The sequence below is a fragment of the Corallococcus sp. AB045 genome (assembly GCF_003668895.1).
GTDB lineage: Bacteria > Myxococcota > Myxococcia > Myxococcales > Myxococcaceae > Corallococcus > Corallococcus coralloides.
The window spans coordinates 1-26,022 of sequence record NZ_RAWN01000109.1 but is presented as its reverse complement, the minus strand read 5'-3'; the positions used below and the strand labels follow the sequence as shown (position 1 = coordinate 26,022).

General features: G+C 68.3%; 26 protein-coding genes and 1 pseudogene. 8 read left to right on the top strand and 19 right to left on the bottom strand.

From position 1 onward, the window contains the following. Positions 1–8: 8 nt before the first annotated feature. The 8 genes from asd to D7Y21_RS24280 all read right to left on the bottom strand — a co-directional run bounded on the left by asd (position 9) and on the right by D7Y21_RS24280 (position 7,212). The gene (asd, locus tag D7Y21_RS24315; protein WP_121715997.1) at positions 9–851 is read right to left on the bottom strand and encodes an archaetidylserine decarboxylase; all 843 of its coding nucleotides are present in this window, start codon (positions 849–851) and stop codon (positions 9–11) included. Positions 852–882: 31 nt separating this feature from the next. Next, complete coding sequence (locus D7Y21_RS24310; RefSeq protein WP_120567977.1) at positions 883–1,557, bottom strand: hypothetical protein; 675 nt, start codon at positions 1,555–1,557, stop codon at positions 883–885. Between the two features lie 103 nt (positions 1,558–1,660). Beyond that, a complete protein-coding gene (locus D7Y21_RS24305; protein ID WP_120526312.1) occupies positions 1,661–2,392 on the bottom strand; it encodes a metallophosphoesterase in 732 nt (243 codons plus the stop codon). 7 nt (positions 2,393–2,399) lie between these two features. After that, on the bottom strand, positions 2,400–2,738 hold the full coding sequence (locus D7Y21_RS24300) for a TIGR02266 family protein (RefSeq protein ID WP_120567978.1): 339 nt from the start codon (positions 2,736–2,738) through the stop codon (positions 2,400–2,402). 161 nt (positions 2,739–2,899) lie between these two features. Next, positions 2,900–3,829 carry a PfkB family carbohydrate kinase gene (locus D7Y21_RS24295; RefSeq protein WP_120567959.1) on the bottom strand — a complete coding sequence of 310 codons (930 nt, stop codon included), beginning with the start codon at positions 3,827–3,829 and terminating at the stop codon, positions 2,900–2,902. Positions 3,830–3,956: 127 nt separating this feature from the next. Next, positions 3,957–5,486: an MlaD family protein gene (locus D7Y21_RS24290; protein ID WP_120567960.1), complete on the bottom strand. Its 1,530-nt coding sequence runs from the start codon at positions 5,484–5,486 to the stop codon at positions 3,957–3,959. 119 nt (positions 5,487–5,605) lie between these two features. Continuing rightward, entirely contained in the window at positions 5,606–6,343 is a 738-nt protein-coding gene (locus D7Y21_RS24285) for an ABC transporter ATP-binding protein (protein WP_120567961.1), read from the bottom strand. A 53-nt stretch (positions 6,344–6,396) separates the two neighbouring features. Beyond that, positions 6,397–7,212: an ABC transporter permease gene (locus D7Y21_RS24280; RefSeq protein WP_121715995.1), complete on the bottom strand. Its 816-nt coding sequence runs from the start codon at positions 7,210–7,212 to the stop codon at positions 6,397–6,399. Between the two features lie 235 nt (positions 7,213–7,447). Here D7Y21_RS24280 and D7Y21_RS24275 point away from each other — a divergent pair, with 235 nt between their 5' ends. Genes D7Y21_RS24275 through D7Y21_RS24265 form a run of 3 tightly spaced genes read left to right on the top strand, consistent with a single transcriptional unit; the run spans position 7,448 to position 10,281 of the window. Next, the gene (locus tag D7Y21_RS24275) at positions 7,448–8,014 is read left to right on the top strand and encodes a hypothetical protein (RefSeq protein WP_120567963.1); all 567 of its coding nucleotides are present in this window, start codon (positions 7,448–7,450) and stop codon (positions 8,012–8,014) included. Positions 8,015–8,059: 45 nt separating this feature from the next. Continuing rightward, entirely contained in the window at positions 8,060–9,445 is a 1,386-nt protein-coding gene (locus D7Y21_RS24270; RefSeq protein WP_121715993.1) for a hypothetical protein, read from the top strand. Beyond that, positions 9,442–10,281, top strand: a complete 840-nt coding sequence (locus tag D7Y21_RS24265) for a hypothetical protein (RefSeq protein WP_147469363.1) — start codon at positions 9,442–9,444, stop codon at positions 10,279–10,281. The genes D7Y21_RS24270 and D7Y21_RS24265 overlap by 4 nt, the downstream gene beginning before the upstream one ends. A gap of 9 nt (positions 10,282–10,290) precedes the next feature. On the opposite strand, the gene D7Y21_RS24260 is transcribed toward D7Y21_RS24265, so the two are convergent. The 6 genes from D7Y21_RS24260 to D7Y21_RS24235 are packed head-to-tail and all read right to left on the bottom strand — an operon-like array spanning position 10,291 to position 17,114. Next, positions 10,291–10,992, bottom strand: coding sequence for an RluA family pseudouridine synthase (locus tag D7Y21_RS24260; RefSeq protein ID WP_121715989.1), 702 nt, complete (start codon positions 10,990–10,992; stop codon positions 10,291–10,293). Further along, positions 10,989–12,482, bottom strand: a complete 1,494-nt coding sequence (locus D7Y21_RS24255) for a pitrilysin family protein (RefSeq protein WP_121715987.1) — start codon at positions 12,480–12,482, stop codon at positions 10,989–10,991. Before D7Y21_RS24255 ends, D7Y21_RS24260 begins: the two co-directional genes overlap by 4 nt. Before the next feature lie 5 nt (positions 12,483–12,487). Then, positions 12,488–13,828, bottom strand: a complete 1,341-nt coding sequence (locus D7Y21_RS24250) for a pitrilysin family protein (protein ID WP_121715985.1) — start codon at positions 13,826–13,828, stop codon at positions 12,488–12,490. Between the two features lie 27 nt (positions 13,829–13,855). Next, complete coding sequence (locus tag D7Y21_RS24245; RefSeq protein WP_121716005.1) at positions 13,856–14,515, bottom strand: response regulator transcription factor; 660 nt, start codon at positions 14,513–14,515, stop codon at positions 13,856–13,858. A gap of 5 nt (positions 14,516–14,520) precedes the next feature. Then, complete coding sequence (locus D7Y21_RS24240) at positions 14,521–16,794, bottom strand: serine/threonine-protein kinase (RefSeq protein ID WP_121715983.1); 2,274 nt, start codon at positions 16,792–16,794, stop codon at positions 14,521–14,523. Beyond that, positions 16,791–17,114 (bottom strand): hypothetical protein, encoded by a 324-nt coding sequence (locus D7Y21_RS24235; protein ID WP_120567970.1) that lies wholly within the window; start codon positions 17,112–17,114, stop codon positions 16,791–16,793. The genes D7Y21_RS24240 and D7Y21_RS24235 overlap by 4 nt, the downstream gene beginning before the upstream one ends. An 85-nt stretch (positions 17,115–17,199) precedes the next feature. On the opposite strand from D7Y21_RS24235, the gene D7Y21_RS24230 reads away from it, so the two are divergent. Genes D7Y21_RS24230 through D7Y21_RS41535 form a run of 3 tightly spaced genes read left to right on the top strand, consistent with a single transcriptional unit; the run spans position 17,200 to position 20,110 of the window. Then, positions 17,200–18,897: an HAD-IG family 5'-nucleotidase gene (locus D7Y21_RS24230; protein ID WP_121715981.1), complete on the top strand. Its 1,698-nt coding sequence runs from the start codon at positions 17,200–17,202 to the stop codon at positions 18,895–18,897. Positions 18,898–18,938: 41 nt separating this feature from the next. Beyond that, positions 18,939–19,514, top strand: a complete 576-nt coding sequence (locus tag D7Y21_RS41540) for a hypothetical protein (protein WP_147469362.1) — start codon at positions 18,939–18,941, stop codon at positions 19,512–19,514. Beyond that, entirely contained in the window at positions 19,511–20,110 is a 600-nt protein-coding gene (locus D7Y21_RS41535) for a hypothetical protein (RefSeq protein ID WP_147469361.1), read from the top strand. The genes D7Y21_RS41540 and D7Y21_RS41535 overlap by 4 nt, the downstream gene beginning before the upstream one ends. Positions 20,111–20,166: 56 nt before the next feature. Here D7Y21_RS41535 and D7Y21_RS24225 read toward each other — a convergent pair whose 3' ends face one another. After that, entirely contained in the window at positions 20,167–20,946 is a 780-nt protein-coding gene (locus D7Y21_RS24225; protein ID WP_199735483.1) for a class I SAM-dependent methyltransferase, read from the bottom strand. Between the two features lie 422 nt (positions 20,947–21,368). Between D7Y21_RS24225 and D7Y21_RS24215 the strand changes: the two genes are divergently transcribed. After that, on the top strand, positions 21,369–21,743 hold the full coding sequence (locus tag D7Y21_RS24215; RefSeq protein ID WP_121715975.1) for a DUSAM domain-containing protein: 375 nt from the start codon (positions 21,369–21,371) through the stop codon (positions 21,741–21,743). 6 nt (positions 21,744–21,749) lie between these two features. On the opposite strand, the gene D7Y21_RS24210 is transcribed toward D7Y21_RS24215, so the two are convergent. The 4 genes from D7Y21_RS24210 to D7Y21_RS24195 all read right to left on the bottom strand — a co-directional run bounded on the left by D7Y21_RS24210 (position 21,750) and on the right by D7Y21_RS24195 (position 25,302). Beyond that, positions 21,750–23,912 (bottom strand): diguanylate cyclase, encoded by a 2,163-nt coding sequence (locus D7Y21_RS24210; protein ID WP_121715973.1) that lies wholly within the window; start codon positions 23,910–23,912, stop codon positions 21,750–21,752. After that, positions 23,909–24,190 (bottom strand): septum formation initiator family protein, encoded by a 282-nt coding sequence (locus D7Y21_RS24205; RefSeq protein WP_120568420.1) that lies wholly within the window; start codon positions 24,188–24,190, stop codon positions 23,909–23,911. Before D7Y21_RS24205 ends, D7Y21_RS24210 begins: the two co-directional genes overlap by 4 nt. An 82-nt stretch (positions 24,191–24,272) precedes the next feature. Further along, a complete protein-coding gene (locus tag D7Y21_RS24200; protein ID WP_121716003.1) occupies positions 24,273–24,797 on the bottom strand; it encodes a TlpA disulfide reductase family protein in 525 nt (174 codons plus the stop codon). A gap of 4 nt (positions 24,798–24,801) precedes the next feature. Next, entirely contained in the window at positions 24,802–25,302 is a 501-nt protein-coding gene (locus D7Y21_RS24195) for a Fur family transcriptional regulator (protein WP_199724704.1), read from the bottom strand. A gap of 238 nt (positions 25,303–25,540) precedes the next feature. Between D7Y21_RS24195 and D7Y21_RS24190 the strand changes: the two are divergent. Beyond that, positions 25,541–26,022 (top strand): annotated as a pseudogene (locus D7Y21_RS24190) (hypothetical protein); the annotation flags it as partial.

The window sequence follows — 26,022 nt, the reverse complement described above, 5'->3', positions numbered from 1 at the left end:
CTTCTGGCTCACGTGATGACTCCGATACGCGTGCCCATGCGCACCACCGCTTCCGGCTGCATGCTGTCATCCCAGCGCACGCGGCCGGGCTCGAAGCAGAGGATGACGGTGGAGCCCATCTCGAAGCGGCCCAGCTCGCCGCCCTTCTCCACCGGGATGCCCGCGCCGTAGTTGTGCACCTTGCCGGGCTGGCCCACGTGCGTGGTGATGTCCTCGTAGGACGCCTTGATGCGCGACACGCAGGTGGCGCCCACCTTCACCACCGCCACCTTGCCGGCCACGGTGTCCAGGTACGTCACCAGCCGCTCGTTCACGCAGAACAGCGACTGCTTGTTCTTCACCGACGCGGGGTTCACCGGCCAGAACTCACCCGGGATGTACGCGTACCCGGTGATGGTGCCGCCCAGCGGCGAGTGGATGCGGTGGTAGTCGCGCGGAGACAGGTACACCGTCGTCCAGGCGCCGCCGTGGAAGGGCTTCGCCGCCTGCGAGTCACCCAAGAGCTCGTCCACCGTGTACTCGATGCCCTTGGCCTGCAGGCAGCGGCCGTTGTCCGAGTAGCCCACCTGGGACACCCGGCCATCCACCGGGGACACGACGACCTTCTCACCGGCGTCCACCGGGCGCAGGCCCGGCTTCAGGCCGCGGGTGAAGAACTGGGCGAAGGTCGGGTACTTCTCGAAGGCGTGCTCCGCCTCCTCCATGTCCACGTTGTACGCCTTGGCGAAGGTGCGCATGGCCCAGTGGTGCACCGGCGCGGGCGCGGGCAGGCGCGTGGCCAGCCCCACCGCGGAGGACACCGCCGACTTGGGGAGCACGCGCATCAACTTCATGAAGGTCTGTTCGTTCATCGAAGGTCGTCAGCTCTTGAAAGAGAGAGGTTCAACGCCCGCCACTGTCCGCGGGCACCGTGCCGCCGTCCTCATAACGGCGCACGGTCCGCATGGCGCTCTTGGGTAACAGCGCCAACACACGGCCGTCTTCAATCACCAGCACCGAGTCCCGGTGGGTGGGGTACCCCAGCTGGCAGGACGCCCGGTCGCTCAGCTGCCAGGTGTCCCGCATCCCCCGCTCCTCCACCGTGACGGGCGTGCCGCGGATGAAGCAGCCCTCGAAGCCCGCCACCAGCTGGGAGGCCGGGGTGCCCATCTGGGGCCCGGCAATCACCCCGGCGTCCCCCGGCCCGGCATCCACGGGCTCCTCCGCCACGGGCTCGGCCGGGCTCGGGAAGTTCGTTGAAGAAGGGTCCAGGGTGGGCAGCTTGCCGGCGCTGGCCACCGCGCTGCGCTGCTCCTCCTGGGCCGCCTGCATGCGCGTGCGGCCCGCCTGGATGCGCTGGAGCAAGTCCTGGGACGCGACGGAGTCCACGCTGTCCGCGGGCACGCGCTGCAGCTGCGCCTCGATCTCCCCGATGGAGGGATCCAGGTACGCGTCGTCCAGCTTCTGGGCGTAGAGCGCCGTCCACCGGCGGCTGGCCTGCTCGAACTCGGGCGAGGGCGGCGCGGGCGAGCGACTGCACCCGGCGACGAACAGGAAGGCTGCGAGGCCAAGGCCCATGATGGGCCGCTTCGGACGGAGGACCTGGGGGCGCACAGCCCCGGTTTATGCCACCTTCCGTCCGGCCGCGCCCCTTTTCCGCACGGGGTGCGGCAGGCTCGGCCTACACGCCCAGGAACAGCCGCTTGCCGAAGTTGAGCGCCAGGTCCGCGTCGAAGATCTTCTGCGCGGAGGTCTCGATGTCGTACTCCACGCGCAGGTACTCCACCGTGCGCGCGTCCGTGTCGCAGATGACGAAGCAGGCCCGGTTGTCGTAGTCGCGCGGCTGGCCCACGCTCCCCACGGACACGATGTACTTGTAGCCCTTGCGCAGCACGAACTTCTGCGCCACCACGTCGTTCACCTCGCCGTTGCCAATGGCGAACGCGCGGCACAGGTGGCTGTGGCCGATGAAAGTCACTTCCGGCAGCTCCGCCACGTACGGCGTCAGCTCCCGCGCCTGCTCCAGCGCGAAGATGTACTCGTACGCCTTCGGGTCGATGGGCGACCCGTGGCAGAAGCCCACCTCACCGATGCGGTACGTGTACGGGAGGCTTCTCAGCCAGGCCAGGTTCTCGTCGGAGATGACGTTGGCGCTCCAGTCGAGCGCGTGCCGGGCGGCGTCGTAGTAGTACGAGTAGTCCATCCGCCCCGCCACCGCGGCGTCGTGGTTGCCCAGGAGCGTGATCTCCGCCACCGAGCGCACCAGGTCGCAGCACGGGTTGGGGGACGCCCCATAACCGACGATGTCCCCCAGCGACACGAAGCGGTCCACCTTCTGGTGCTCCGCCACCCTCAGCACCTCCGTGAGGGCCTCGATGTTGGAGTGGATGTCGGAGATGACGGCGATGCGCATGGGAACCCTAGGGGTGGGTTTGCTGCTGGGAGATGATGCGCCGCAGACTCGTCAGCGCGTCCGCGTCCAACGCTTCGAATCTCAGGCCCATGCCCGGGGGGCGGCCGGCGGGTTGCTCTTCCTGCCGCAACCAGACGACCGTGGCCTGCGCCTGCAACTGCGTGTCCGTCGCCTGCTGGGTGAGCCGTACCTGCGTCCGCGTCCCCGCCGCCAGCGGGGTGCTCGTCCTCAAGAAGAGGCCGCCCTCGCTCAGGTTGGCGATGCGTGCATACAGGGTCACGTTCTCACCCTCGCACCAGCAGCGCAGGTGGGTGCCGACCCGCGCGTACTTTCGATTTTCGCTCAACCGGGGGACCTCCCGACGTGGAACCTTCCCGTCCACGTCGGCGCTGAAAAAGGACGTCCGCACCGGATTTATTCATCCACTGCGTCCGCACGAGCCTAGGGAGGGTGGGTGCGGCCCGTCAAGTTCCACACCGGGCCATCCGTCCCCTCGCCAGCGCTCCCCTACCCGCCCAGCGGGCCCAGGTCGTCGAAGTGGGTGAGCTTCTTGAACTCGGCGAAGCGGGCGTGGATCTCCGGGCGCTGCACCTCGCGCAGGCGCTCCAGGCTGAACTTCTCCACCGTGAAGGAGGCCATCACGCTGCCCATGACCATGGCCTTGCGCAGCACCTGCTGATCCACCTTGCCGGCGCCGGCGCCAGCCAGGGTGCCCATGAAGCCGCCGGCGAAGGTGTCACCCGCGCCGGTGGGGTCGAACACCTCCGACAGGGGGAAGGCCGGGCAGGCGAAGATGTGGTCCTGGTCGAAGAGGAGCGCGCCGTGCTCGCCGCGCTTGATGACCACGCGGGACGGGCCCATGGACAGGATGGCGCGGGCGGCCTTCACCACGTTGTGCTCGCCGGACAGCTGGCGTGCCTCCGCGTCGTTGATGAAGAGCAGGTTCACGCGCTGGAGCGTCTTGAGCAGCGCGGGGCGGCTGCCCTGGATCCAGAAGTTCATCGTGTCCGCGGCCACCAGCTTGGGCGCCTTCACCTGATCCAGCACGCGCGACTGGAGCTCCGGGTGGATATTGCCCAGGAAGACGTAGGGCGTCTCGCGGTAGGCGGCCGGCAGGTTCGGCGAGAAGGACTCGAAGACGTTGAGCTGGGTGTCCAGCGTCTGCGCCTCGTTGAGCTCCCAGCCGTACTTGCCCTTCCAGCGGAACGTGCGGCCGGACTCACGGGTGAGCCCCTCCAGGTCGATTCCGCGCCCGCGCAGGAACTGGAGGTGCGACTCCGGGAAGTCCTCGCCAATCACCGCCACCAGCTGCACGGGGCCGAAGAAGGACGCGGACGTGGAGAAGTAGGTGGCCGAGCCACCGAGCACGTCCTCCTTCTTGCCGAAGGGCGTTTCCAGCGAGTCCAGCGCGATTGAACCGACGACGAGCAGAGACATGGAGGCTTCTTCCTGGGGGTGACCCGGCGCGGGTATGGCATCGCGTCAGGGCACGGCGCATTCCAGGGGAAACCCCGTGCCCGTGCCGGGTACGACACCTTCCCGGCAACGTCAAGGGGACAACGGTCTAGAAGGTCGGGATGCCCGTGGTGGTGATGAGCGCCTTCAGGTCGTCGTCGGTGAAGAAGAAGCCCGCGCCGAAGAAGAAGTCGCGGCCGGCGATGAGGCGCCGGGTGGCCGCGTCACGCTGCCTGGCGTTGAGGATGTCGTCCATGCCCGCCATGACGTACAGGTGGTCGAACGCCTGGGCCTTCAGCATGGCACGCAGGCGTGGGTAGCGCAGCTCGTCCGCGGTGAAGTTGAACGCGTCCATCTTCAAGGTCAGCACGTCGTCGAAGAGGTGCAGGTCCGCGCCCACGCCGCCCGTGGACTCAATGAGGCCCACGCGCAGGGTGGTGAAGTAGTAGCGCTTGGCGAACTGGAGGCTGACCTTGAAGGACTCCTTGGTCACCTTCTGCGTCTGGATGACCGGGTCCCCTTCCGACGGCGGGTTCGTCTGCACCACCTGCGTGCTGACGGAGCCGCGCGGGTCGTCGATGATCTCCAGCAGGTAGTACTTGTCCGGCTTGGGGATGAGCTTCAGCGTCAGGCCGTTCTTCGACGCGCCCTGGGACACCAGGTAGCTGCTGAACAGGCCCACCTCCGTCTGCAGGGTGCTGAGGCGGGTGGCGAACTCGCTGACGTCGGTGACGGCCTCGCTGAGGCGCTGGCCCAGTTGCTCGTCGGTCAGCAGCGCGCCCGCGGCGCCCTCGCCGTCCTTCACCTTGCGGGTGATGTCCTCCAGGTTGGCCAGGGTGTTGTCCAGCCGGCCCAGCGTCTGCTTGAGGCTGGAGACGCTATCCTTGAACTCCCCTTCCCCGCTGCCCACGATGTTCTTGACGGTGCCCAGCACCTCGCGGACGTCCTGGGTGATGCGCTCCACGTTGGTGACGATGCGCGTCACCTCCGCGCCGTTGCCCTGGGTGATGGCGCGCACGTCGGAGGACACGCCCTCCACGTTGGCCATGATGGTGTCCAGGCGGTCCGTGTTGCGGCGCACCGTCGCGTCCACCGAGTCCGACAGGCGGACCAGGTTCTCGACGATGCGCTCCAGGGAGCCGGCGCCCTTCTCGCCGCCCAGCACCTCGCGCAGCGCGCCCGTCACCTGCTGGATGTCGGAGGTGATCTGCGACAGGGACTCGAAGACGGCCTCTACACCCTGGGTGTCGATGACGCGGCGGATCTGCCCGCCGTTCTCCAGCTCCGGCGCCTGCTCCGTGCCCGGGTTCAGGTCCAGCAGGTAGTCACCCAGCAGCGACTCCGAGCGCTTGGTGACCGCGGCGTCCTGGCGGATGTCCACGCCCTTGCGGATCTTCAGCCAGACCTTCGCGCGGGTGCCTTCCAGGCTGATGTCGCTGATCTCTCCCACGGGGATGCCGGCGATCTGCACGCGGCCGCGGACCGCCAGGCCGGACGCATCCCGGAAGTAGGCCCACACCTGGGTGGAGTCTCTGTCGCTCAGTCCGCCCTTCGTGGCGAACAACACGAACGTGATGAGGAACCCACCGGCGGCGAGGACCAGCAGGCCAACACGGAAGGGCGTGACGAGCTTCTTCACCTGATGTGACTCCGAGCGCTACCACCGGCCGCGCGCGACTCTAACGATTTGCATGCCGGGTGCCAGCTTTTCATGAAGGGCTGGAATCCTTGGGGGACCGCTTTCCCTACCCGAATATCCTAGTTCTTGCCGAACCACGTCTGGAGGAAGACCTGGACGGCCGGGTGCTGGGACTGCCGCAGCTTCTCCGGCGAGCCGTGCTCCACGATGACGCCCTTGGACAGGAAGGCGATCTGGTTGGCCACGTTGAAGGCGGACGCGATGTCGTGGCTGATGACCACGCTGGTGACGCCCAGCTCCTTCTGCGCGGTGAGGATCATGTCGTCCACGGAGTCCGTGGTGATGGGATCCAGGCCGGTGGTGGGCTCGTCGTAGAGGACGACCTTGGGGTCCAGCACCACGGCGCGCGCCAGGCCCACGCGCTTGCGCATGCCTCCGGACAGGTCCGCGGGGAAGCGGTCCTCCACCTCGCGCTTGAGGCCCATGAGCTCCAAGCGCTTCCTCACCTGGACGCGGATTTCGTCCTCGGACAGCTTGGTGTGCTGGCGCAGCGGAAAGGCGACGTTCTCGAACACCGTCATGGAGTCGAAGAGCGCGGCGGCCTGGAACACCATGCCGAAGCTGCGGCGCACCTGCTGCAGCCCCTCCACGCTCATGGGGACGATGTCCTGCCCGTCGATGATGACCTTGCCGCTGTCCGGCTTGAGCAGGCCGATCATGTGCTTCATCAACACCGTCTTGCCGGAGCCGGAGCCACCCAGGATGACGCAGGTGCTGCCCGCGGGCACGGTGAGGTTGATGCCGGTGAGGACCTTGTTCCCCGCGAACGTCTTGTGCAGGTCCACGATGTCGATCATGGCCCTCTCGGCTCCGGAAGCGGAGCCGGGCGGTGTCGGAGTCTGGGGGCCCATCAGTGCATCAACATGCCGACGATGAAGTCGAGGATGAAGATGGCCAGCGCGCTCGACACCATGGCCTCCGTGGTGGCCTGGCCCACGCCCTTGGCGCCGCCGGACGCGTTGAAGCCCTTGTAACAACAGATGAGGGCCACGGAGAGGCCAAAGATGGCGCCCTTGAGCAGGCCCTCGTAGATGTCCGCTGGCGCCATCCACTGCTGGGTGCGTGACAGGAACGTGCCGGGGGAGATGCCCAGGCCGAAGACCGCGACCACATAGGCGCCGGTCATGCCCGTGGTGTTGAAGAGCATGGTGAGCGCGGGGACCATGAACAGGCCCGCGAGCACCCGGGGCACCAACAGGTACTGCACCGGGTTGACGGCCATGGTCTCCAGCGCGTCCACCTGCTCGGTGACCCGCATGGTGCCCAGCTCCGTGCACATGGCGGAGCCGGCGCGCATGGTGACCATCAGCGCGGCGAACACGGAGGCCAATTCACGCGTGAGCGTCAGCGCGACGGTGGGGCCCACCAGGCTCTCCGCGTCGAACAGGGCGAAGGCCGTGGACGTCTGGAGGGCGAACACCATGCCGGTGAAGGTGCCGGTGAGCCCCACGATGAAGATGGAGCCCACGCCCACGAAGTCCAGCTGGGTGAAGAGGTTGTTCAGCCGGAACGGGCGGCGCACGCTCCAGCGGAAGACGTCCAGGCCCAGGGCCACCACGCCGCCAATGCTGCTGATGACGTCGATGATGCCCTTGCCGAGGCCCTCCACCGACTGGATGAAGGCGCCGGTGAACCGGTTGGGTTTGCTGGGGGTCTCGGTGGTCATGCGTTCAGGCGGGCGACTCTACGTGCTCCGGACGGCGGCACAAGGGAACTGAGCGCGGGCCCATCCCACCCCCACCTCCATCGGCTGGTTGCCCGGGGGGCTCCCACGCGGCGCGCGGGTGGGATGCGATGGGGCTTCCTCCGCCTGGGGTCGGCCGTTATGTTGCGCGGCCCTCTTTACTTCCACGCCCGGCGCGCCCCTTCAGGGAGTTGCCGGGCCAGAGCGACACGACAGCATGGCTACTCAGAAGGTCGGCGGCGAGGTGGATGCCCAGTGCACCCGCTGCAAGATGAACCTGGCGCACACCATCCTCGCGATGGTCGGTCCGAAGATCGTGCGCGTCCGCTGCAACACGTGCGGCGGGGACCACGCGTTCCGCGGCGCGGCGGGCGTCACGGACCGTCCCACCAAGGCGGCCGCCACCCGCGCCCCGCGCGCCGCGTCTTCCGGCGGCACGACGCGCGCGGAGAAGGTGGTCATCTCCTTCGACGAGCAGTTGGCGGGCAAGGACCTCGCGAGCGCGCCCAAGTACAGCCCGAAGGACACCTACAAGGTCGACCAGGTGCTCCACCACCCGACGTTCGGCGTGGGACTGGTGACGGCGGTGCGCGGCGACAAGGTGGACCTCACCTTCCGCACGGACACCAAGACGCTGGTGCACGGCCGGGGCGGCGCTCCGACGGACAGGCCCGTCTTCAGTCCGCCGACGAACAAGCACACCGGACCCGCGGACAAGCCCCAGGCCGAGCTGCCTCCGGAGGAGGAGGCCGCTGCTGAGACTTCCCTGCCTTCCGGGGATTGACCCGGAGGCCGGAGCGGCGGTCAACTGGGACGCTGGGTTTCCCGTATGCGTCCGCCGCTCCATCTCGCTGCCTGCCTGCTGATGCTGGGTGCCGCCGTCGCACGGGCGGAACCGCCGGAGGTGGAGGCGACGCCCGGGCGCCTGGTGCTCGGGGAGGACGTGGCCGTGGAGGTGCGGGTGCGGGTGCCGAAGGGCGCCGGCCCCGTGCGCGCGGCGGCCTCTTCCGGCACCTGGGAGCAAACGCGGGTGGAGGGTGGCGCCGAGCGCGTCTTCCACTGGACGCCTCCGCCGGTGCGCTACCCGCTGTGGGCGGTGCTCGCGTTCTGGGTGGAGGACGGCCGCGCGCCGGAGGTCACCACCGTGCGGCTGCCCCTCTTGGGGCGCACCACGCTGGACGTGTCCACGGCGCCGGGCGCGGAGGTGGTGGTCGCGGTGGGCGACGCGCGCTTCGGTCCGGTGAAGGCTGACGGGAACGGCCATGCACAGGTGCCCGTGGAGGTTCCGCCGGATGCGACGGAGGCTCGCGTGCTCGCGACCCGGGGCACGCTCACCACGGATCGCCGCGCGCCGCTGGAGGTGCCCGCCGCGCGTCCGCTCGTCGCCGCGCTCACGCCGGATCCGCTGCCCGCGGAGGGCGGTGGCTGGCTGATCATCGCGGGTGATCAGGAGCGGATCTCCGCCTCGGAGCTGACCGTGGAAGCGGAGGGCGCCACCGTGAAGCCGGTGGATCCGGAACCCGCTCGCTACACGGTGCAGCCGCGCGCGGCCACGACGGACGTATCCGTCACCGTGCGCTGGCGTGATGCGCCCGCCGAGGACGCGGTGCGGCTCCAGGGCGCGGTGAAGCCCGCTGAGGGGGTGCTCATCGACAGCTCCAACGTCTTCCCGGCGCACGGGGTCGCGGTCCCGGTGCCACGGACGTCGCTGTTCCTCCTGGGCGGCGCCGCGTTCGCGAGAGGCGCCAATGGTGGGCCGCTGCTGGGACTGGGTGTCTCCGTGCCGCTGCCGGTGTGGCACTGGCGCGTGGCGGCGGAGGCGGAGGTGGGCCTGCGTCACGCGAGCCTGGATGGACAGCAGGGTGGCACGGAGGTGCACTCGCGCCTGTGGGGGATTCCCCTGCTTTTGTCCGCGCGGATCACCCTTTTCCAGCGGGGTTCCCTTCAGCTGGACGGCCGTGCAGGCGGCGGAGTGCTGGCATTGAGCCATCACCTGTCGACGCAAGGCATTGAGACCGGGGGCATCTTTCCTGACGCCGTGGATGAGCGCAGAGTGCGCGCCATGGGATTCCTGGCCGCGCAGGGCGCCTATCGGTTGGGCCGTTGGAGCATCCTCACGGAGGTGCGCGCGGCCCTGGCGCCGGTGGAGACACCGTCGCTGCGCGCCGAGCTGGGCGGCGTGTCCGTGTCCGCGGGGCTGAGGTTCGTTCCGTGATGCGAGCAAGCCTGGCCGCGGTGGGGATGGCGGCGCTGGCGTGGGCCTGCACGGGCGACCCGGAGGCGTTGCCTCCGCCCACCATCGTCGGCGTGGAGCCCTCGACGCTGCCGGTGAATACGAAGGACGAAGACCTCACCGTGCGGTTCGACGCGCGCTACAGCGTGGCCGTGGACTACGGCGAGGAGAAGGTGGATGCGCGCATGGGCTCCGGCCGCATCTGGGTGGACGAGAAGGAAGCAGCGGTGTCGCGCTTCGACCCGGCGGGCGTCGCCATCGTGACGGTGCCCCGGGGTCTGGGCGCGGGCGCGCACGCGGTGCGGCTGCAGCTGGATGACGGGCGCGAGGCGGTGGCCAAAGGCGCCCTCACCCTGCGTCCTCCGGGACAGGAAATCATCGACCCGCCCCTCCCCGAGGACGGGGGCATCCTCATCCTCACCGACGCGGGGCCCATCTACAGCGACTTCGACGGCGGGGTCGACACCACGGATGGCGGCCAGCGGGTGGACGCAGGCCCCGGGCCGGATGTGCCGATGCGCGAGGGCGACATCACGGGCTTCAGCTTCGACGAAATCGAAGGCACGCGTGTGAGCCGGACGGCCTTCGCCATCACGGTGCGCGCCCAGGGGCCGAGGGCCGGGCACTTCCAGGGCTCGGTGGAGCTGACCGCGTCGCGCGGCACGGTGTCACCCTCCAAGATCGGCCCCTGCGACGTCGGCGTGTGCAACGCGAACGTCGTCCTGGACGCGCCCGCGGGCAACGTGCGCCTCACCGCGATGGACAGCTTCGGCGCGACCGGCGAGTCCAACACGTTCCGCCTGGAGCCGTACAAGTAGCGCCGAGCCTCACCCCGCCGCGCGCAGCAGCTCCAACGTGCGCTGCATGTCCGCGGGCAGCGGCGCATCCACTCCGCGCGCTGGCAACCCGGGCAGCGCGGGCCACTCCACGCGAGCGGCATGCAGCGGCGTCCGGGTCAGCACCTCCTGACTCCCCTGCCCTCCCAGGTCGCCTTCCGTGAGCGGAGCCTCGCGGCCGTACTGGTGGTCCACGAGCAGCGGATGCCCCAGGGACAGCAGGTGCACGCGGATCTGATGCGTGCGGCCCGTCAGCGGCTCCGCCTCCACCAGCGAAGCGCTCGCGAAGGTCTCCACCGGACGCACCCGCGTGCGTGACGGCTTCGCGTCCGGCTCCTCCGGCTTCGCCACGCGCATGCGCCCCTTGCGGCCGGCCACCAGCGGCGCGTCCACCATCTGGGGCGCCTCCAGCCGGCCCTCCACCAGGGCGCGGTAGCGCTTGCGCACCTTGCCTGTCTCGAAGGCCTGGGACAGCGCGCGGTGCACGTCCGCGTCCAGCGCGAACACCAGCGCGCCGGACGTGTCGCGATCCAACCGGTGCACCACGTAGACCTTGCGGCCCAGGTGTGCTTCCAGCGTGTCGCGCAGGGACGTGCCGCCCTCGCGGCCGGGGATGACGAGCGCCCCGGCCGGCTTGTCCACCACCATCACGCCCGCGCCCTCGAAGAGGACGCGGGGAACGTCACCGCTCATTCGTAGTCCGACGCCGGCACGACGGTGATGGGGCCCAGCCCTTCCAGCAGCGGCTTCACCTCCGACGCCTTGCCCAGCACCACGATGACGGGGCGGTCCGCGAACGCGTACTTCTTCGACGCCGCGGCCACGTCCTTGGGCGTCACCGCGCGCAGCCGGTCGCGGAACTTCTCCACCCAGTCATCGCCCAGGCCGTGCATGCGCATGTCCGCGATGACGGAGGCCACGGACTCGTTGGTCTCCGTGCGCAGCGGATACAGGCCGGACAGGTAGCTCTGCGCGTCCTTCAGTTCGCGGGGCTTGAGGCCGCCGTCGCGCACGCCGTGGATCTCCTTCAGCGCCACGTCGATGATCACCCGCGTGGACGCCGTCTTGGTGAACGTGGACAGCGCGAAGATGCCGGCCGCGCTCATCGTGTCGAAGTAGGAGCTGACGCCGTAGGTGAGGCCCCGGTTGACGCGGATCTCGTTCATCAGCCGCGACGTGAAGCCGCCGCCCAGCGCGATGTTCATCGCCGTGGCCGGGAAGTAGTCCTCGTGGCCCAGCCAGAAGCCGGGGCCGCCCAGGCGCACCTGGGACTGCGTCTGGTCCGGCTTGTCCACCAGCAGCACCGTCCCGGCCTTCGCCAGCGGCTCCTGCTTGCGGGGCAGCATCGGATCCGCGTCGGGGCCGCCCGTCCAGCCGGCGAAGGCGCGCTCGGCCTCCGCGGCCACGGTCGCCGGGTCGATGGCGCCCACCACCGTGAGCAGGGAGATCCTGGGCCCCATGCACTCGGCGTGGAAGCGGACCACGTCGTCGCGGGTGAAGGTGGACACGGTGCGCTTGTTGCCGCCCAGGTCGCGCCCGTACGGGTGGTCACCCCAGATGGCGCGCGTGAAGGCGCGGTCCGCGATGGAGGACGGATCATCCAGGTCGTTGGCGAACTGCGCCAGCGCGCGCTCCCGGGCGTCCACGACCTCCTTCTCCGGGAACGTGGGCTCGCGCACCACCTGCCCCAGCACGTCGAGCATCGCGGAGAAGTGCTCGGCCGGCGTGGTGAGGTAGACGGACAGCACGTCCTCGTTGACGCCCGCGTAGAGGCTGGCGCCCACGAACTCGATGGCCTCGCTGATGCCATCCGCGTCCAGGCTCTTCGTGCCACGGCGCAGCAGGCGCGCGGTGAAGTCCGCCAGGCCGTCCTTGCCCTGCGGATCCCACACGCCGCCCGCGCGCATCACCAGCCGCACGGAGACCAGCGGCAGCGGCCCGCGCTCGGCGGCTATGACCTTCAGGCCCGTGGACGTGGTGCTCTCATGCAGCGCGGGCAGCTTCAGCTCGCCGGTGGCGGCGGACTTCGGCTCCTGCGCGGCCTTCACCAGCTTCTTGGCTCGGGCCGGGACGGCCTTCTTCACCTGCGCGACCTTCTTGCGCGCGGCGGTGGCCTGCTTGCGCACGGCCTTGGCGGCCTTGCGGACGGTGTTCTTCACTTTGGCGATCTTTCGGGAGGCCATGGGGTTCAAGCCTCCGCCGCTTCGTCACCGGACTCTTCAGCGCCGGCTTCGGGATGGAGGGTGACCACCGAGCGGCGCTCGGGGGCGAAGTACTTCGCGGCCACGGTCTTCACCTGCTCCGCGGTGACGGACGCGTAGAAGGTCGGCAGGGACAGGCCCTCGCGCCAGTCGCCCAGCAGGGCCTCGTAGTGGCCCAGGGCATGCCCACGGCCGCTGTTGGTGGACAGCTCCCGCAGGTGGTCCGCGCGCAGGTTGTTCTTCGCCTTCTGCAGCTCCTTCTCGGTGACGCCCTGGCGCGCCAGCTTCTCCAGCTCCGCGTACAGCAGGGCCTCCACCTTCGCCGCGTCCGAGTCCGGCTTGAGCTCCAGGTAGAACAGGATGGTCCCCGGGTCGATGCGCCAGCTCCAGTCGAGCATCACCGACACGGCGGCCTTCTGATCGTACACGAGGGACTTCACCAGCCGGCTGCCCTCGCCCTTGGTGAGGATGTACTGGACCACGTCCAGCACCAGCGTGTCCTCGTTGCTGGCGGCGGGCCCGCGGAAGCCGATCATCACGGACGGCGACTGCGCGGGGTGGCGCACCACTGCGCGGCGCTCGCCCTTCTGCTCCGGCTCCGCGTTGAGCACCGGCGCGGGCGAGGGGCCGCGCGGGATGTTGCCGTAGTAGCGCTTCACCAGCGCGAGCGTCTTCTTCGGGTCGATGTCCCCGACGATGTAGAGCACCGCGTTGTTGGGCGCGTAGTACGTGCGGAAGTACTGCTGGCAGTCGTCGCGGGTGATGTTCTCGATGTCCGCCATCCACCCGATGACGGGCCAGCGGTACGCGTGCGCCTTGTAGACGAGCGTGCCCAGCTCCTCGTCCATCATGCCGGGGATTTCGTTGTCCACGCGGACGCGGCGCTCCTCCATCACGACCTGGCGCTCGCTGGCCAGAGTCTGGTCGGAGATGCGCAGCGAGCGCATCCGGTCCGACTCCAGGTCGAGCACCGTCTCCAGCGCGTCGGCGCTGAAGTCGTCGTAGTACACGGTCATGTCATTGGACGTGTACGCGTTGGAGCGGCCGCCGTTGGACTCCAGCGTCTTGTCGAACATCTTGGGGCCGTACTTCTTCGCCCCGTTGAACATCATGTGTTCGAACAGGTGGCTGATGCCGGTGATGCCGGGCCGCTCGTTGCGGCTGCCTACCTGGAAGAAGGTGTAGAGGCTGACCACCGGGGCCTGATGGTTCGCCAGCAGGCGGACCTTGAGACCGTTGGGCAGGGTTGCCTCGTGAACGTCGAAGAGCGCGGCGAGCGTGGGGTCCACCGCGCGCACGGCGGTGGACCGCGGGGATGCCTTGGACATAGGTGCCACACCGTAACCACGGCGCGGCTAGAGATCCACGACACCTTCACGCAGGGCCATCACCACCGCGTCCACGTGGGAGTTGACGCCCATCTTCCGGTAGATATGCGACAGGTGCGTGCGCACCGTGCGCCGCTCCAGCGTCATCACCCGCCCCACCTCCGCGTTGGACAGGCCCTTGGCCACGTAGCGAAGGACGTCCAGCTCCATGGCCGTCAGTCCCCAGGGCAGCTCGGCGGGCTTCTGGACGGGCTTGGACTGGACGGATTGGAAGTAGTTCCAGAAGCGCCGGGCGATGATGGGCTCCAGCACGGTGCCCCCGTCCATGACCTCCTGGATGCCGGAGCGGATCTTCTCCGGCCCCACCCGCTTCACCAGGTAGCCGGACGCGCCGGCCTGGATGGCCTCGTAGACCTTCTGCTCGTCCTCGAAGGACGTGAGGATGAGGATCTCCACCTCTGGCGCGCGGCGCTTGACCTTCTGGGTCACCTGGATGCCGTTGAGGCTCGGGAGCTCCAGGTCCAGCAGGACGAGCTGCGGGCGCTCGCGGACGATGTCGTCCACCGCCTGCTCGCCGTCCTGGGAGGTGCCCACGACCTCCAGCTCCGGAAAGGTGCCCAGCACCTTGACCAGGTTGCGAAGGAGCTGGGGCTGGTCCTCGACGACGAAGATGCGCGTGCGCTCCACGAAACTCACCGCCTGGTGGGGGGAGGCTGGAACTGTTCGTCCAGCTTCTGATGCTGGCCCCGCGAGAAGCGGAGCTGGAAATCCTTCTGCTCTCCGGTGGAGATGGCCACCACGCGGATGTCGCGAGTGCCCATGCGGACCGGGTAGTTCACGAGCGGCGTCGCGCGACGCACCTTCGCCCCGTCGATGAAGACATTCGCCGGCAGGTTCGTGCGCAGCGTGAGGAACGCACGCTGGTTCTTGGGAGGAACGCCGGGCTCGGCGGTCTCCTCCTCCGCGTCCTCGTCCTCGATGTCCCGCGCACCCGGGTTGGGTGGCGGCGCGGGCGGTGGAGGCGTGATGGGCTTCAGCGCGGACGGGTTCGCGGGGGTGCCGTTCGCCGAGGGCGCGTTCGGGTCGTAGCGGGGCAGCTCCGGTTCCCGCACCGGCTCCAGGCCCAGCCGCCACGCGGCGACGGCGAACATGAACAGGCCCACCAGGGCGATGCCGCCAGCGATGAAGAGCAGCCGCTTGCGGCGGGTGCCGGCGTCCACCGCGTCCATGCGCGGCGTCTCCACCGTGTCGAAGCGCTGGTGCACCGGCAGGTGCCGGTCCGACGGCGCGGGCTCCGCCATGTCGCTTCGCACGCGGCCTTCCGCCTTCGGAGGGGCCATGCGGCGCTCCGAGCGGGGCTCGGGGGGAAGGGCCTCGGTGGGTTCGGCGCGGCCCCGGCGCTCCTGGCGGGGCACCCCCGCGTCGGCGGCAACGGGGGCCGGCGAAGGCGCTCCACCGACAGAAGGAAGGACCGCTGTCTCCTGGCCGGGAGCCCTGCCTCCGGCTCCCTTCGCGGGGCGCAGGGCCGGGCGCTTCGTCGGTTCTTCTTCCGCGCCCACGGGCTGGCCGGGACGCATGGCGGCGCGGCGGCCGGTGGGCACGGGCGGTTCGTCGTCCCCGAGGGCCGGGCCGGGGCGCATGGCGGCGCGGCGGCCGGTGGGCACGGGCGGTTCGTCGTCCCCGAGGGCCGGGCCGGAGAAGTCCTCGATGACCTTCACACGAGGATTGCGTCCCGCGCGCGCTGACGCCGGACTGTCCGGGCGGCGGGACTTCTGCGCGAGGACTCCGGGCGGCGCGTCCCAGCCCTGCTCCAGCGGCCCCGCGTGCGAAGGGTCGGTGCTCCGCGCTTCGCTCGCCGGCCAGGGCTCGTCGTCATCAGGCGCGCCGGACGCGTAGTCCTCGGGGCGGAACTCCTCGAAGCCGGGCGCGGCCTCCTGCGTCTCGGCGGACGCCTCCTGTTCCGAAGGCGCGCGGCTGTACGGCGCGCGCTGGACGATGGAGGACTCGTGCTCCTCCGCGTGCAGGTCGTCCATCTCCGCGCCGGAGACGGGCTCCAGTTGGAAGGGCTCCACGAACGGCACGGGCCCGGGGGCGGCGAGGCTCACCTCGTTGGGGAACAGCTCCGACACGAAGCGCGACACCTCCTCCGCGCCGGGCAGGCCGCCACCCGCGGAGAGGAAGTTGCGCAGGGCCTGGGCGAACTCTCCGCACGAGCGGAAGCGCCGCTGGGGCGCCGGATCCAACGCGCGCATGATCGCCGGATCCAGCCGCGAGTTGATCCGCCGGTCCAACCGGCTGGGCGGAGGCAGCGTCTCGCGGCGGGTGCTCACGCCGCTGCCGGGCACCACGGCCTCGCGCAGCGTGAGCAGCTCGTACGCGATGGCGCCCAGCGAATACACGTCGGACGCCTCCGTGGGCGTCTCGCCGCGGGTGACCTCCGGTGCCCGGTACGCGCTGCGGCCCCGGTGCGCGAACGTGCGCTTGAGCTGGGGCACGGACAGGAGCGCCTGGAGCGCGCCGAAGTCGCAGATGGCCGGGAAGCCGTCGCGGGACAGGAGCACGTTGCCAGGGGTGATGGCCCCATGGACGACACCCGCGTCGTGCGCGAGCTGCACGGTCTCCAACAGCTGGATGACGATGGACAGCGCCACCGTGGGCGGCAGCAGCACCTCCTTCGTGTTGAGGCGCTGGAGCGCGACGCCCAGCGTGAAGCCGTCCACGTCCTCGCGCACCACGGCGAGCCGCTGGCGCACGAAGCCCACGTCCACGACGTGGAGGAGGCCCGGGTGGCGCACGGGCTGGAGCATCCGCACCGTCTCCGCCAGCGCGCGGGCGTAGGCGGGGTCGGAGGTGCGCGGCAGGAAGAGCTTCACCGCGACGGGGATGGAGGGCAGCAGCACGGACTCGTACAGCTCCGCGAGGTCCCCTGCCTCCGTACGGCCGGTGAGCCGGTACGTCCCGCTCATCGTTGCTTCCGGGGCGCCTTGGGCGTGCTGGCGCGGCGGCGGGTCACTGCGGCGAACATGAAGCCACACCACACGCACGACTCACCGCGCCGTCCACGGGGCAGCTCCAGGGTGCAGCCCGGGCAGCGAGGCCGGGGCCTGGCGGTGCGAACGGTGGCGGCGGAGGCGCTGGCGCGGGTGCGGACGAGGGGCGGCTTGCGGGCCTCCAGGGCGAGCCGGGCCTCCAGACGGCGCACCCGGTCCTCCAGCGCGGTGATTCGAGCGGCCAGGCGCGCGTGGAGGTCCTCGGCCGAGGCCGGGGATGGACGTGGGGTGCGCATCGTTGGACAGAGCGTGCCAGCCCCGTGCAAAGCCCGCAAGGACGCGGGCGAAGGGCACGCGGCGCGTGTTATGTCTTGAGGTCCCGTGTCGCCCATACTCTCCCCTGCCAGGCCCATCCCGGGCGGACCCTCCGTGGATCCGCTGCACGGGAGCTTCCGTTCCTCCATCCGCCGCGAGCACGCCGCCGACGCGGCCCGCCGTGCGAGGGACTTGCTCACTGACGACGTGCTTGGCCGGCTGCTCACCACGCCGCGTGAGGCGGCGGACCAGGTGCCGCATTCGCGGGACGTGTTCGTCAACCGCAACCTGCGCATGGACCACATCGAACTCATCGGGTTCGACATGGACTACACGCTGGCCATCTACCACATGCGCCGGCTGGAGCAGCTGTCGTTCGACATGACGCTCGCGAAGCTGATCAGCGAGTACGGCTACCCGCCGTTCGTGGGCGGACTGCTCTACGACCACCACTTCGTGATGCGCGGGCTGGCGGTGGACCGCGTGAATGGCAACGTCCTGAAGATGGACCGCTTCGGCCATGTGGGGCGCGCGTACCACGGCCTCAGGCCGCTGAAGCGCGACGCGTGGAAGGAGCTGTACCGCAACAAGCGCGTGCGGCTGCGCAACCCGCAGTTCGCGTGGAACGACACGCTCTTCGCGTTGCCGGAGACGTGCCTGTATTCGGGCATCATCGAGCTGATGGAGTCGCTGGGGCACACCGTGAACTACGGCAAGCTCTACGATGACATCCGGGAAGCCATCGACACGGTGCACCGGGACAACTCGCTCAAGCGGGAGATCCGCAAGGACCTGGCGCGCTATGTGTTCCTGGATCCGGAGCTGGGTCCGGCGTTGCACAAGCTGCGTTCGGGCGGGAAGAAGTTGTTCCTGCTGACGAACTCCGCGTGGGACTACACAAACGCGGTGATGCGCTACCTGTTGGAAGGGCAGCTGCCGGAGTACCCCAGCTGGCGCAACTACTTCGACTTCGTGGTGACGGCGGCGGGCAAGCCGGCCTTCTTCACGGAGAACCGGCCGTTCCTGGAACTGGATTCATCCACGGAGGCCGGCAAGGTCGTGGGTGAGGCGAAGTCGCTGGAGCGCGGCACGGTGTACTCGGGCGGCAACCTGGCCCAGTTCGAGGAGTTCACCGGCTACCGGGGCGAGCACATCCTCTACGTGGGCGACCACATCTACGGCGACATCCTGAAGTCGAAGAAGTCGTCGCTGTGGCGCACGTGCATGATCGTCCAGGAGATTGAAGACGAGATCACCTACACGGACACGCGGCGCGAGGAGATCGTCACGCTGTCGGAGGTGGAGCTGACGCGCGCGCGGCTGGACGACGAGGTGAACCACCGCAAGACGGTGCTGAACACCCTGGAGCGCAGGCTGGAGCGAGAGGCGCTGTCGGAGCCGGAGCGCCAGGAGGTCGAGGAACTGCGCAAGAAGGTGAAGGCGGAGTTGGAGAAGCTGCGCCGGTCGCTGAAGGAGACCAACGGCATCGCGAATACGCTGGAGCGCGACGTCGAGGAGGGCTTCAACCCGTACTGGGGCCTGCTGTTCAAGGAGGGCAACGAGAACAGCCGCTTCGGCTACCAGGTGGAGCAGTACGCGTGTCTCTACACGAGCCGCGTGTCGAACTTCCTGCACCACTCGCCCATGCAGTACTACCGCTCGCCGCGCGACCTGATGGCGCACGAACAGGCGGGCGCGCTGTCGAGCAAGCTGTCTCCGATGGGGAGCGAGGGTCCGCCGAAGGGGTCGTCGGAGAAGGAGTAGCGCACACTGCCCCAGCTAACGAAACCTCAACCAGCCCGCAAATGAATAACACAACGGACTTATTTCAATTCATCGCATGCCTTCCAAACCTATCCGAGAGGGACTTTAAATCTTCAGTCCAAGAACACGCACTAAACAATCTTCAAATTCTCGACCAAACACAGCCAAGCGCACGCAAGGAATACAAGAAAAGACTAAGCAATCGCGCAACCCACTTCAAAGCAACAGTCGATCGAGTCAACAAGCGGTTTCGCGGAAAGCATGGAATTGCAATCTCAAGCCACAACAACGAACAGCACGTTCGCGATTTCTTCCACAGCGCATATTACTCTGCGTTTTTCGTGGCTAGATTCGCCCTTGTCTCCGTAGGAACCCATGACTGCACCGGACATGCAGCAATAGACAATCTCCTCAAGCAAGAAGTCATAAATAGAGATCCAGCCAAAAAAGCAGCAGCCATTGCGCTAGCGCAAAGTCTCTCCGAGTGGCGAGAGCACCGAAATCTTGCCGATTACATAATGAACGAGACGAAAATCTCAGCAATCGCAAATCCACAAATCATCGACCGAATTGCTCTTGATCTCGGCTCGCACTTTTCCGCTTGGGGAGTCCCTTGATTCTTATCGACGACGTAAACGAGAAAATCGAAAACATATTCTCTCGACTGGGAATCCCAACACGGGTTGTTTTTCTCGACAGCGCAAGCACGAGTCCAGTTGAGATTGTATTCCCGATGCGTCGCGAAGTCGACTTGCAACAAGCGGCTTACACGGCTCGTCACGACTTAGATCAGGTCGGGTGCAGTCCCGATCGGCTGATTCCTCGAACAATTCTCTTTCACCTTGCCTACGAGGTGTTCGGAGTAATCCCAACGCCTCCTAACGGGTTCATCTCCACAAACATTACCAATCTCGACAAGCCAATCATAAAGAAGAAGAGAATTAGTGACCGCCCACCCTTTTCCACCAGGAGTCATCCAGCATCCGGGGCACTGTGGGAGGCGTTAGTCTTCAACTACAACATAGATGTCATCATCGGAACTCCACAGATTCAGTTTGCGGAGCCAATGGCCATTGAAGCCAGCGCTGCTGCCAAGCGATTCAATCAATCTTCACGCCTACTGAAGATTGGGCAGCTCCGATATGCGTGGTCGAACACAAGACACGTCAAGCCCCTGGATTTCAGACCAATCACACTCACGCATGACACCTAGCGCAGCATGAAAACTCAACACGTCAAGTCGTCAGTTTTATCCTCGCCCAAAACTCATTATTTCGCACTGCACCGACCCCAGATGACGTCGCTGAAGCGCGAGGTGGGCGCAGGCTCGATGCCCACCTTCTTCAGGTCGTCGGTGTGGCGGGCGCCCTTCACGACGACCCACCGGCGAGCGACACGCCTCCCCTCCTCCACCGCTTCGGGAGTGAGTGGGGCGTGCTCGGCAAAGCGGCGCAGGACGTCGAAAGCGGGCTGAGCCTTCTTCGGCTTGGCGAACATCGGATCGAAGAAGACGACGTCGAAGGACTTCGAGGGCAGCGTCTTCAGGTACGCGTGAGCATCCGCGTGAAGCACTTCGATGGCGCACGAGTCCGCGCCCCGGTCGTAGCGCTGGAGCCCCTCCGCGGCGACGATGCACAGGGGAAGGCTCTTCTCCAGGCCGACGACACGGCCCGTGGGGCCCACGGCGAGCGAAGCCACCAGGGCGTCTTGCGCGAGTCCCAGGGTGCAGTCGAGCACGGCATCCCCGGGGACAATCTCCGCGACCTTGAGGAACGCGTCATCGCGCTGTCCCTGCCGCAGCCGCATGCGCCGCAGGTGCGCCATGCCCGCGTGGAAGCCGAATGAACCCTGCGGCTCCCACAGCGTCACGCCATCGCCGCCCACGACGAGCAGCGCATCCACCTTGGTGCCCAGCCAGGGCGCGATGCCCTCACTGGAGCGGCGCGAAAGGAACGGCAGGTTCCACCGCTGAGCCACGGCCCGCGCCTCGCGCACCGTGGGCGCATCCGTCTTCGTGCTGGTGGTGACGGCGAGGGGAAGCGGAGTCATCGAGAACACGCTCCCATACCATGGGCCCCATGAACTTTCGGCCCTGGATATCCCTGCTCTTGGGAGCATTCACTGGAGGCTGCGCAGCCGCACCGCTCGCGACCTGTACTCCTGCGGACTCCACCATGAGTTGCTGCATCAAGACGCACCCGCTGAGTCCCGTCGACAGCTGCGGTGCATCGGAGGCAGAGACGGTTGCCGCACTCACCGTCTTGAGAACAGCCTACGAAGCGTCACGCCTGAGCGAGGACGACTTCGCGAATAACGCCCACCTGCCTGAATGGCAGCAGGCCTGCATTCGCAGCTACGTCGACTGCAAGAACCAGGGTTGGAAGGGCCGCTGCTATGACTGCCTGCGATACTGCGAGGGGCAGCAGGAATGGCCATTCAAGGCGTGCGCCCCCACCTCCAGGAAATGAGCCATGGTCGAAGACCTCGAAGGCGACTGGCATCAACTCCGGGTGCTCGACACGCGCGCCCAGCAAGAGGGCTCCATCGTCCTGGACGACGCCCTTCGCACGCTCCTGCGACGCGCGGGTCCTTCCGTGGCCATGAGTGCCGCAGAGGTGGAAGCGGGCCTGCGCAACACGGAGGCCGCGCTCACCCTCCTCCACCAGATGCGTCAGCGCGTAACGGAGGGCTCACGGCGCCTGGGCGACGCCCTCCACCGCATGTATCGCTTGCGAGACCAGGGCGACCTGGACGGCGCACGCGAGCAGATGCGGGACCTGCTCGCCGTGGAGGTCGTGCCGTACTACCGCGAACTCGCACAGGGCCAGCTCGCGGACCTAGGCTGAACCGCCCTACTCCGCGACCGCCTGGAGCTTCCGGCCACCCTGCATCTGCGCCACCGTCACGGACTGGTTCCGGCCGTTGCGCTTCGAGTGGTACAGGCACTGGTCCGCCAGGTCGATCATCTGCTGCTTCTCCATGGCGTTGTCCGGGAACGTCGCGATGCCCAGCGACATCGTGATGCGCAGCGGGCCCATCTCCGTCTGGAACACCTCCGCCATCACCGCCTCGCGGATGCGCTCCGCGATGATCTTCGCGCCCTGCACGTCCGTCTCCGGCATCACCATCACGAACTCCTCGCCGCCGTAGCGCGCGACGACGTCCGTGTCCCGCGCCAGCGTCTTGATGATGCGCGCCACGCCCTTGAGCACCTGGTCGCCCGTCGGGTGGCCGTAGGTGTCGTTCACGCTCTTGAAGTGGTCCACGTCCGTCAACATGATGGAGCACTTGCGGTTGTACCGCCGCGCCTGCGCCAGGATGTCGTCCGCGCGCGACTGGAACGTGCGGTGATTCAGCAGGCCCGTGAGGCCGTCCGTCGTCGCCATCTTCTCCATCTGCTCGTAGAGCTGCGCGCGCAACACCGCCTGCGCCGCCTGGATGGCGATGACTTCGATCATCCGCAGCACGTCCTGCTCGAACGCCGCCTTCTTGCGCGACCCCGCCACCAGCGTGCCCAGGATGCGGTCCCCCGCCACCAGCGGGAAGATCTTCAGCGCGCCCAGGCCGCGCACCTGCGTCTCCTCATCGAAGATGACCTGACGGTCCATCGCCTTGATGTCCCGCCCCGGCAGCGGCGCCCCGTAGCGCACCACGTTCGCCACCAGGCCGTTGTTGTCCTGGAACGTCTGGCCCTCCAGCGCCTTGCCCTGCGCCGTGACGCCCGTCATCCGCGCCACGCGGTGCACCCGCTTGCCCTCCTGCTCCGACACCAGCGTCACCGCGCAGAAGTCCAGCCCCGCCAGCTGCCGCGTCGCTTCCAGCACCGCCACGAACACCTGATCCGGGCTGCCCGCGCGGTTCAGCTCCTCGATGGCCCGGAAGAACCGGTCCTTCTCGTCGCGCGTCTTGCGGATGTAGCTCATCACCCGCTCCACCTCGATGGAGCGCAGCACCTCTCCCGCGATGGTGGTCAGCATCTTCTCGTCCTGGTCCGTGAACGGCTCGTTCTTGAGCTTGTCCGCCACCAGCACACCGCGCACCAGGCCGCTGCCCTCCAGGATGGGAACCGCCAGCAGCGCCTGCACCGTGGGGCCGCTGCTCTCGTAGTACGTGACGCCCTTCAGCCCCTGCGGCGAGTTCATCCGCACCGGCGCGCGGCGCTTCAGCACCCCGCCGATGATGCCCTCGCCCGCGTTGAACTTCTCGCGCTGCACCCGCTCCGAACCCGAGCGGCAGTCGTACAGCTTCAGGCTCCGGTCGTCCGACGTGAGCAGGAACGCCGCGCAGGTGTCCGTGCGCAGGCCCGTCTCCGCGATCTCCAGCGCCGCGTGCACCGCGCCCTCAATCTCCTTCACCGACGCGACCAGCCACTTCTCGTCGGAGTTCATCCCGCTGAAGCTGTCCTGCGTCCCGGAGGACACCAGCCGGAAGGTGCGCGCGCGCTCCTCCACCTCGCGGATGCGCTTCTGCACCGCGTCCGACTCCGCCCGCTTCGCCACCAACATCCGCGCGGACAGCACCAGGTGGTACAGCCCCGCGAACAGCGCCAGGAACAGCGTGTGCGTCAGGAACCCGGTGACGTTCACCACCGGACCGCCCAGCGTCACCAGGCCGTCGTACACCAGCGCCACACCCAGCAGCGTCATGCCCGCGTTGCGCGGCAGGAACGCCACCAGGAACGCCATCAACAGATAGACGATGGGGAACAGCTCCCCGCCGCCAATGGCCACCACGATGAAGGCCGCGGAGATGAGCCCGCCGCCCAACTCCAGGTCGTCGCGCAGGTCGATGACCGCGCCCACCGAGGAGCGCATGGCCCGGCGCCACGCCGCCATGCCGATGCCGATGAGCAGCCCCATCACCAGCGCCGCTTCCGTCCAGCCCAGCGTGTGCAGGCCCCGGAAGCCGCCACGCGCCAGGTGGACGAACGTGGCCAGCGCCACCGCCGCGGGGATGGCTCGGAAGAAGGCGCGCACGAGCTTCGCGGGAGAGGGCACCACGGACAGCGAGGTCATGGCGACTCCAGGTGGAAGACGATTTCGCCCGGCTTCACGTAGCCGAGTTCCTCACGTACCGACTGCTCCAGCGTCGCCGGATCCTTGCGCAGCGCCGCGATCTCCTTGCGGAGCGCGTCGTTCTGCGCGGCCAGCGAGCGGTTGCGCTCGTCGAGCACCTCCACGTCCTGGCGCAGGCGCAGGTAGCGCCGGAAGCCCTTGGCGTCCGCCACCGAAGCGAGGCTCAAGGCCACCGCCACCACCGCCGCCACCATCAGGAGCTTTCGCCGGGACGTCATGAGCGCCGGCGAAGGTACCAGCGGCCCCCCTGCCCGCAAGAATTCCGCTCCAGCCCTGTAGCACCCCGGGCGGGGCCAGAAATCAGTCCGCCTTCAGCAGCTTTTCAATGGCCTTCGCCACGTCCGACTGGCCCTCGATCCCCTGCCACGCGGCCACCGCGCGGCCGTGCCTGTCCAGCAGCACCGTGCTGGGCAGCGCCCGGATGCGGCCGAAGGCGCTCTCACCGGCGCGCATCCGCTCGTCGGACAGCAGCACCGGGTACGGAAAGGCGTAGTGGTTCGCGAACGGGCCCAGCACCCGGCCCTCGTCGATGTCCATCCCCACCGCGACGACCTGGAAGCCCTGGGGACCGTAGGTCTCCTGGAGATGCTTGAGCGTGGGCTGGTCCGCCAGGCACGGGAAGCACCAGGTGGCCATGAAGGACACCAGCACCACCTTGCCGGGGAGCTGGCGCGGGTCGTAGCGCGTGGGCCCCACCGACGGCAACCACAGCGCCCGGTAGAACGCGGGCCCGGCGTCCACCGGCCCGCCGTGGCGACAGCCCGTGAGGGAAAGTGCGCCCAGCGCCACCGCGCACAGGAGCGCGCGTCGTCGCACCGGGCTCACGCGCTCAGGCCTCTGTCCCCGGAGGGCCACCCCGGAGCTGGCACTCGCGACACAAGCCGTACAGCTCCATCTTGTGCGACGTCACCGTGAAGCCGTGCTTGCGCGCCACCGCGTCCTGGAGCGTCTCGATGCGGTCGTTCTCGAACTCCACGATGGTGCCGCAGCTCGTGCAGATGAGGTGGTCGTGGTGCTCGCGCCCCGCCGCCGCCTCGTAGCGCGTCTGCCCGTCACCGAAGTTGCGCGCGTGGGCCAGGCCGCACTCGTTGAGCAGCTTCATCGTCCGGTAGACGGTGGCCACGGACACCTTGGTGTCCTGCTCGCGCACCTTGTTCCACAACTCCTCCACGGACAGGTGGCCGCCCACCTCGAAGAAGGTGTCGATGATGAGGCTGCGCTGGCGCGTGCTCTTCAGGCCGTGCTGGGCCATGTAGCGCGCCAGGACCTCGTCCTTGTCCTTGTCCGAGGGGCCGTGGGAGTGGGAGTGGCTGTGGTGATGGGTCGTCATCTGCAATCTCTGAAGCACCCCATGTGTTGGGGTGGGGATGCCTGCTCCCGCAAGACAATTTCGACGGCCGGCCTGGGCGAGCGCCCGCTCCCCTGCTGACTACCATGGAGTCCGGTGTCTTCGGCTTGCGTAGCGCGTGAGCTGTTTACATTGAGGCCGGACTGGCTCATTGACACCTGTCTGGCCGCGAAGATAGAGGCATCCGCCCTCGTAAACGAGCAATTTTCCGAACCTTTCCATGATCAGTCCCTGGCAGAGAAGACGGCAGCCCGATGACGTACCCACCCCGGTGGCGGTGGCGGTGTCGGACTTCTGCCGACGCGCGAAGGCTCCGGCCCCCGCACAGCAGGTCCGCGAGGCGCTCGCGCTCCTCACGGAGGATGAGGACTTCCGGGTCCGCGCCCTCACGGACGGTGAACCGGAGACGTCCCCCCTGGGGCCCTTCGCGGTGGTGGACATCCTGCGCGGCGTGACGCCGGCGCTCGCGGCCCAGCGCCAGGAGTGCGGCTACTACGACGTGGCGCAGGAGCTGGCCCAGGTGCGCGAGGAGAAGACGCCGCCCCCCGCGCCCGCCTCCACGACGCCTGTGTTCGCGCTCCCCACCCCGGCCTCCGAGGAGACGGACGCGAAGACGGGCCGCCGCAAGAGCGCCAAGGCGGAGGCCGCCGCCGTCCAGGAGCGCATCGCCCCCAAGAAGCGCACCACCGACGCGGAGGACGC

Coding starts and splice junctions, on each gene's coding strand:
- asd (WP_121715997.1), bottom strand. CDS start 851: ATGAACGAACAGACCTTCATGAAGTTGATGCGCGTGCTCCCCAAGTCG.
- D7Y21_RS24310 (WP_120567977.1), bottom strand. CDS start 1,557: ATGGGCCTTGGCCTCGCAGCCTTCCTGTTCGTCGCCGGGTGCAGTCGC.
- D7Y21_RS24305 (WP_120526312.1), bottom strand. CDS start 2,392: ATGCGCATCGCCGTCATCTCCGACATCCACTCCAACATCGAGGCCCTC.
- D7Y21_RS24295 (WP_120567959.1), bottom strand. CDS start 3,829: ATGTCTCTGCTCGTCGTCGGTTCAATCGCGCTGGACTCGCTGGAAACG.
- D7Y21_RS24285 (WP_120567961.1), bottom strand. CDS start 6,343: ATGATCGACATCGTGGACCTGCACAAGACGTTCGCGGGGAACAAGGTC.
- D7Y21_RS24280 (WP_121715995.1), bottom strand. CDS start 7,212: ATGACCACCGAGACCCCCAGCAAACCCAACCGGTTCACCGGCGCCTTC.
- D7Y21_RS24275 (WP_120567963.1), top strand. CDS start 7,448: ATGGCTACTCAGAAGGTCGGCGGCGAGGTGGATGCCCAGTGCACCCGC.
- D7Y21_RS24270 (WP_121715993.1), top strand. CDS start 8,060: ATGCGTCCGCCGCTCCATCTCGCTGCCTGCCTGCTGATGCTGGGTGCC.
- D7Y21_RS24260 (WP_121715989.1), bottom strand. CDS start 10,992: ATGAGCGGTGACGTTCCCCGCGTCCTCTTCGAGGGCGCGGGCGTGATG.
- D7Y21_RS24255 (WP_121715987.1), bottom strand. CDS start 12,482: ATGGCCTCCCGAAAGATCGCCAAAGTGAAGAACACCGTCCGCAAGGCC.
- D7Y21_RS24250 (WP_121715985.1), bottom strand. CDS start 13,828: ATGTCCAAGGCATCCCCGCGGTCCACCGCCGTGCGCGCGGTGGACCCC.
- D7Y21_RS24240 (WP_121715983.1), bottom strand. CDS start 16,794: ATGAGCGGGACGTACCGGCTCACCGGCCGTACGGAGGCAGGGGACCTC.
- D7Y21_RS24235 (WP_120567970.1), bottom strand. CDS start 17,114: ATGCGCACCCCACGTCCATCCCCGGCCTCGGCCGAGGACCTCCACGCG.
- D7Y21_RS41540 (WP_147469362.1), top strand. CDS start 18,939: ATGAATAACACAACGGACTTATTTCAATTCATCGCATGCCTTCCAAAC.
- D7Y21_RS24225 (WP_199735483.1), bottom strand. CDS start 20,946: ATGACTCCGCTTCCCCTCGCCGTCACCACCAGCACGAAGACGGATGCG.
- D7Y21_RS24215 (WP_121715975.1), top strand. CDS start 21,369: ATGGTCGAAGACCTCGAAGGCGACTGGCATCAACTCCGGGTGCTCGAC.
- D7Y21_RS24210 (WP_121715973.1), bottom strand. CDS start 23,912: ATGACCTCGCTGTCCGTGGTGCCCTCTCCCGCGAAGCTCGTGCGCGCC.
- D7Y21_RS24205 (WP_120568420.1), bottom strand. CDS start 24,190: ATGACGTCCCGGCGAAAGCTCCTGATGGTGGCGGCGGTGGTGGCGGTG.
- D7Y21_RS24195 (WP_199724704.1), bottom strand. CDS start 25,302: ATGACGACCCATCACCACAGCCACTCCCACTCCCACGGCCCCTCGGAC.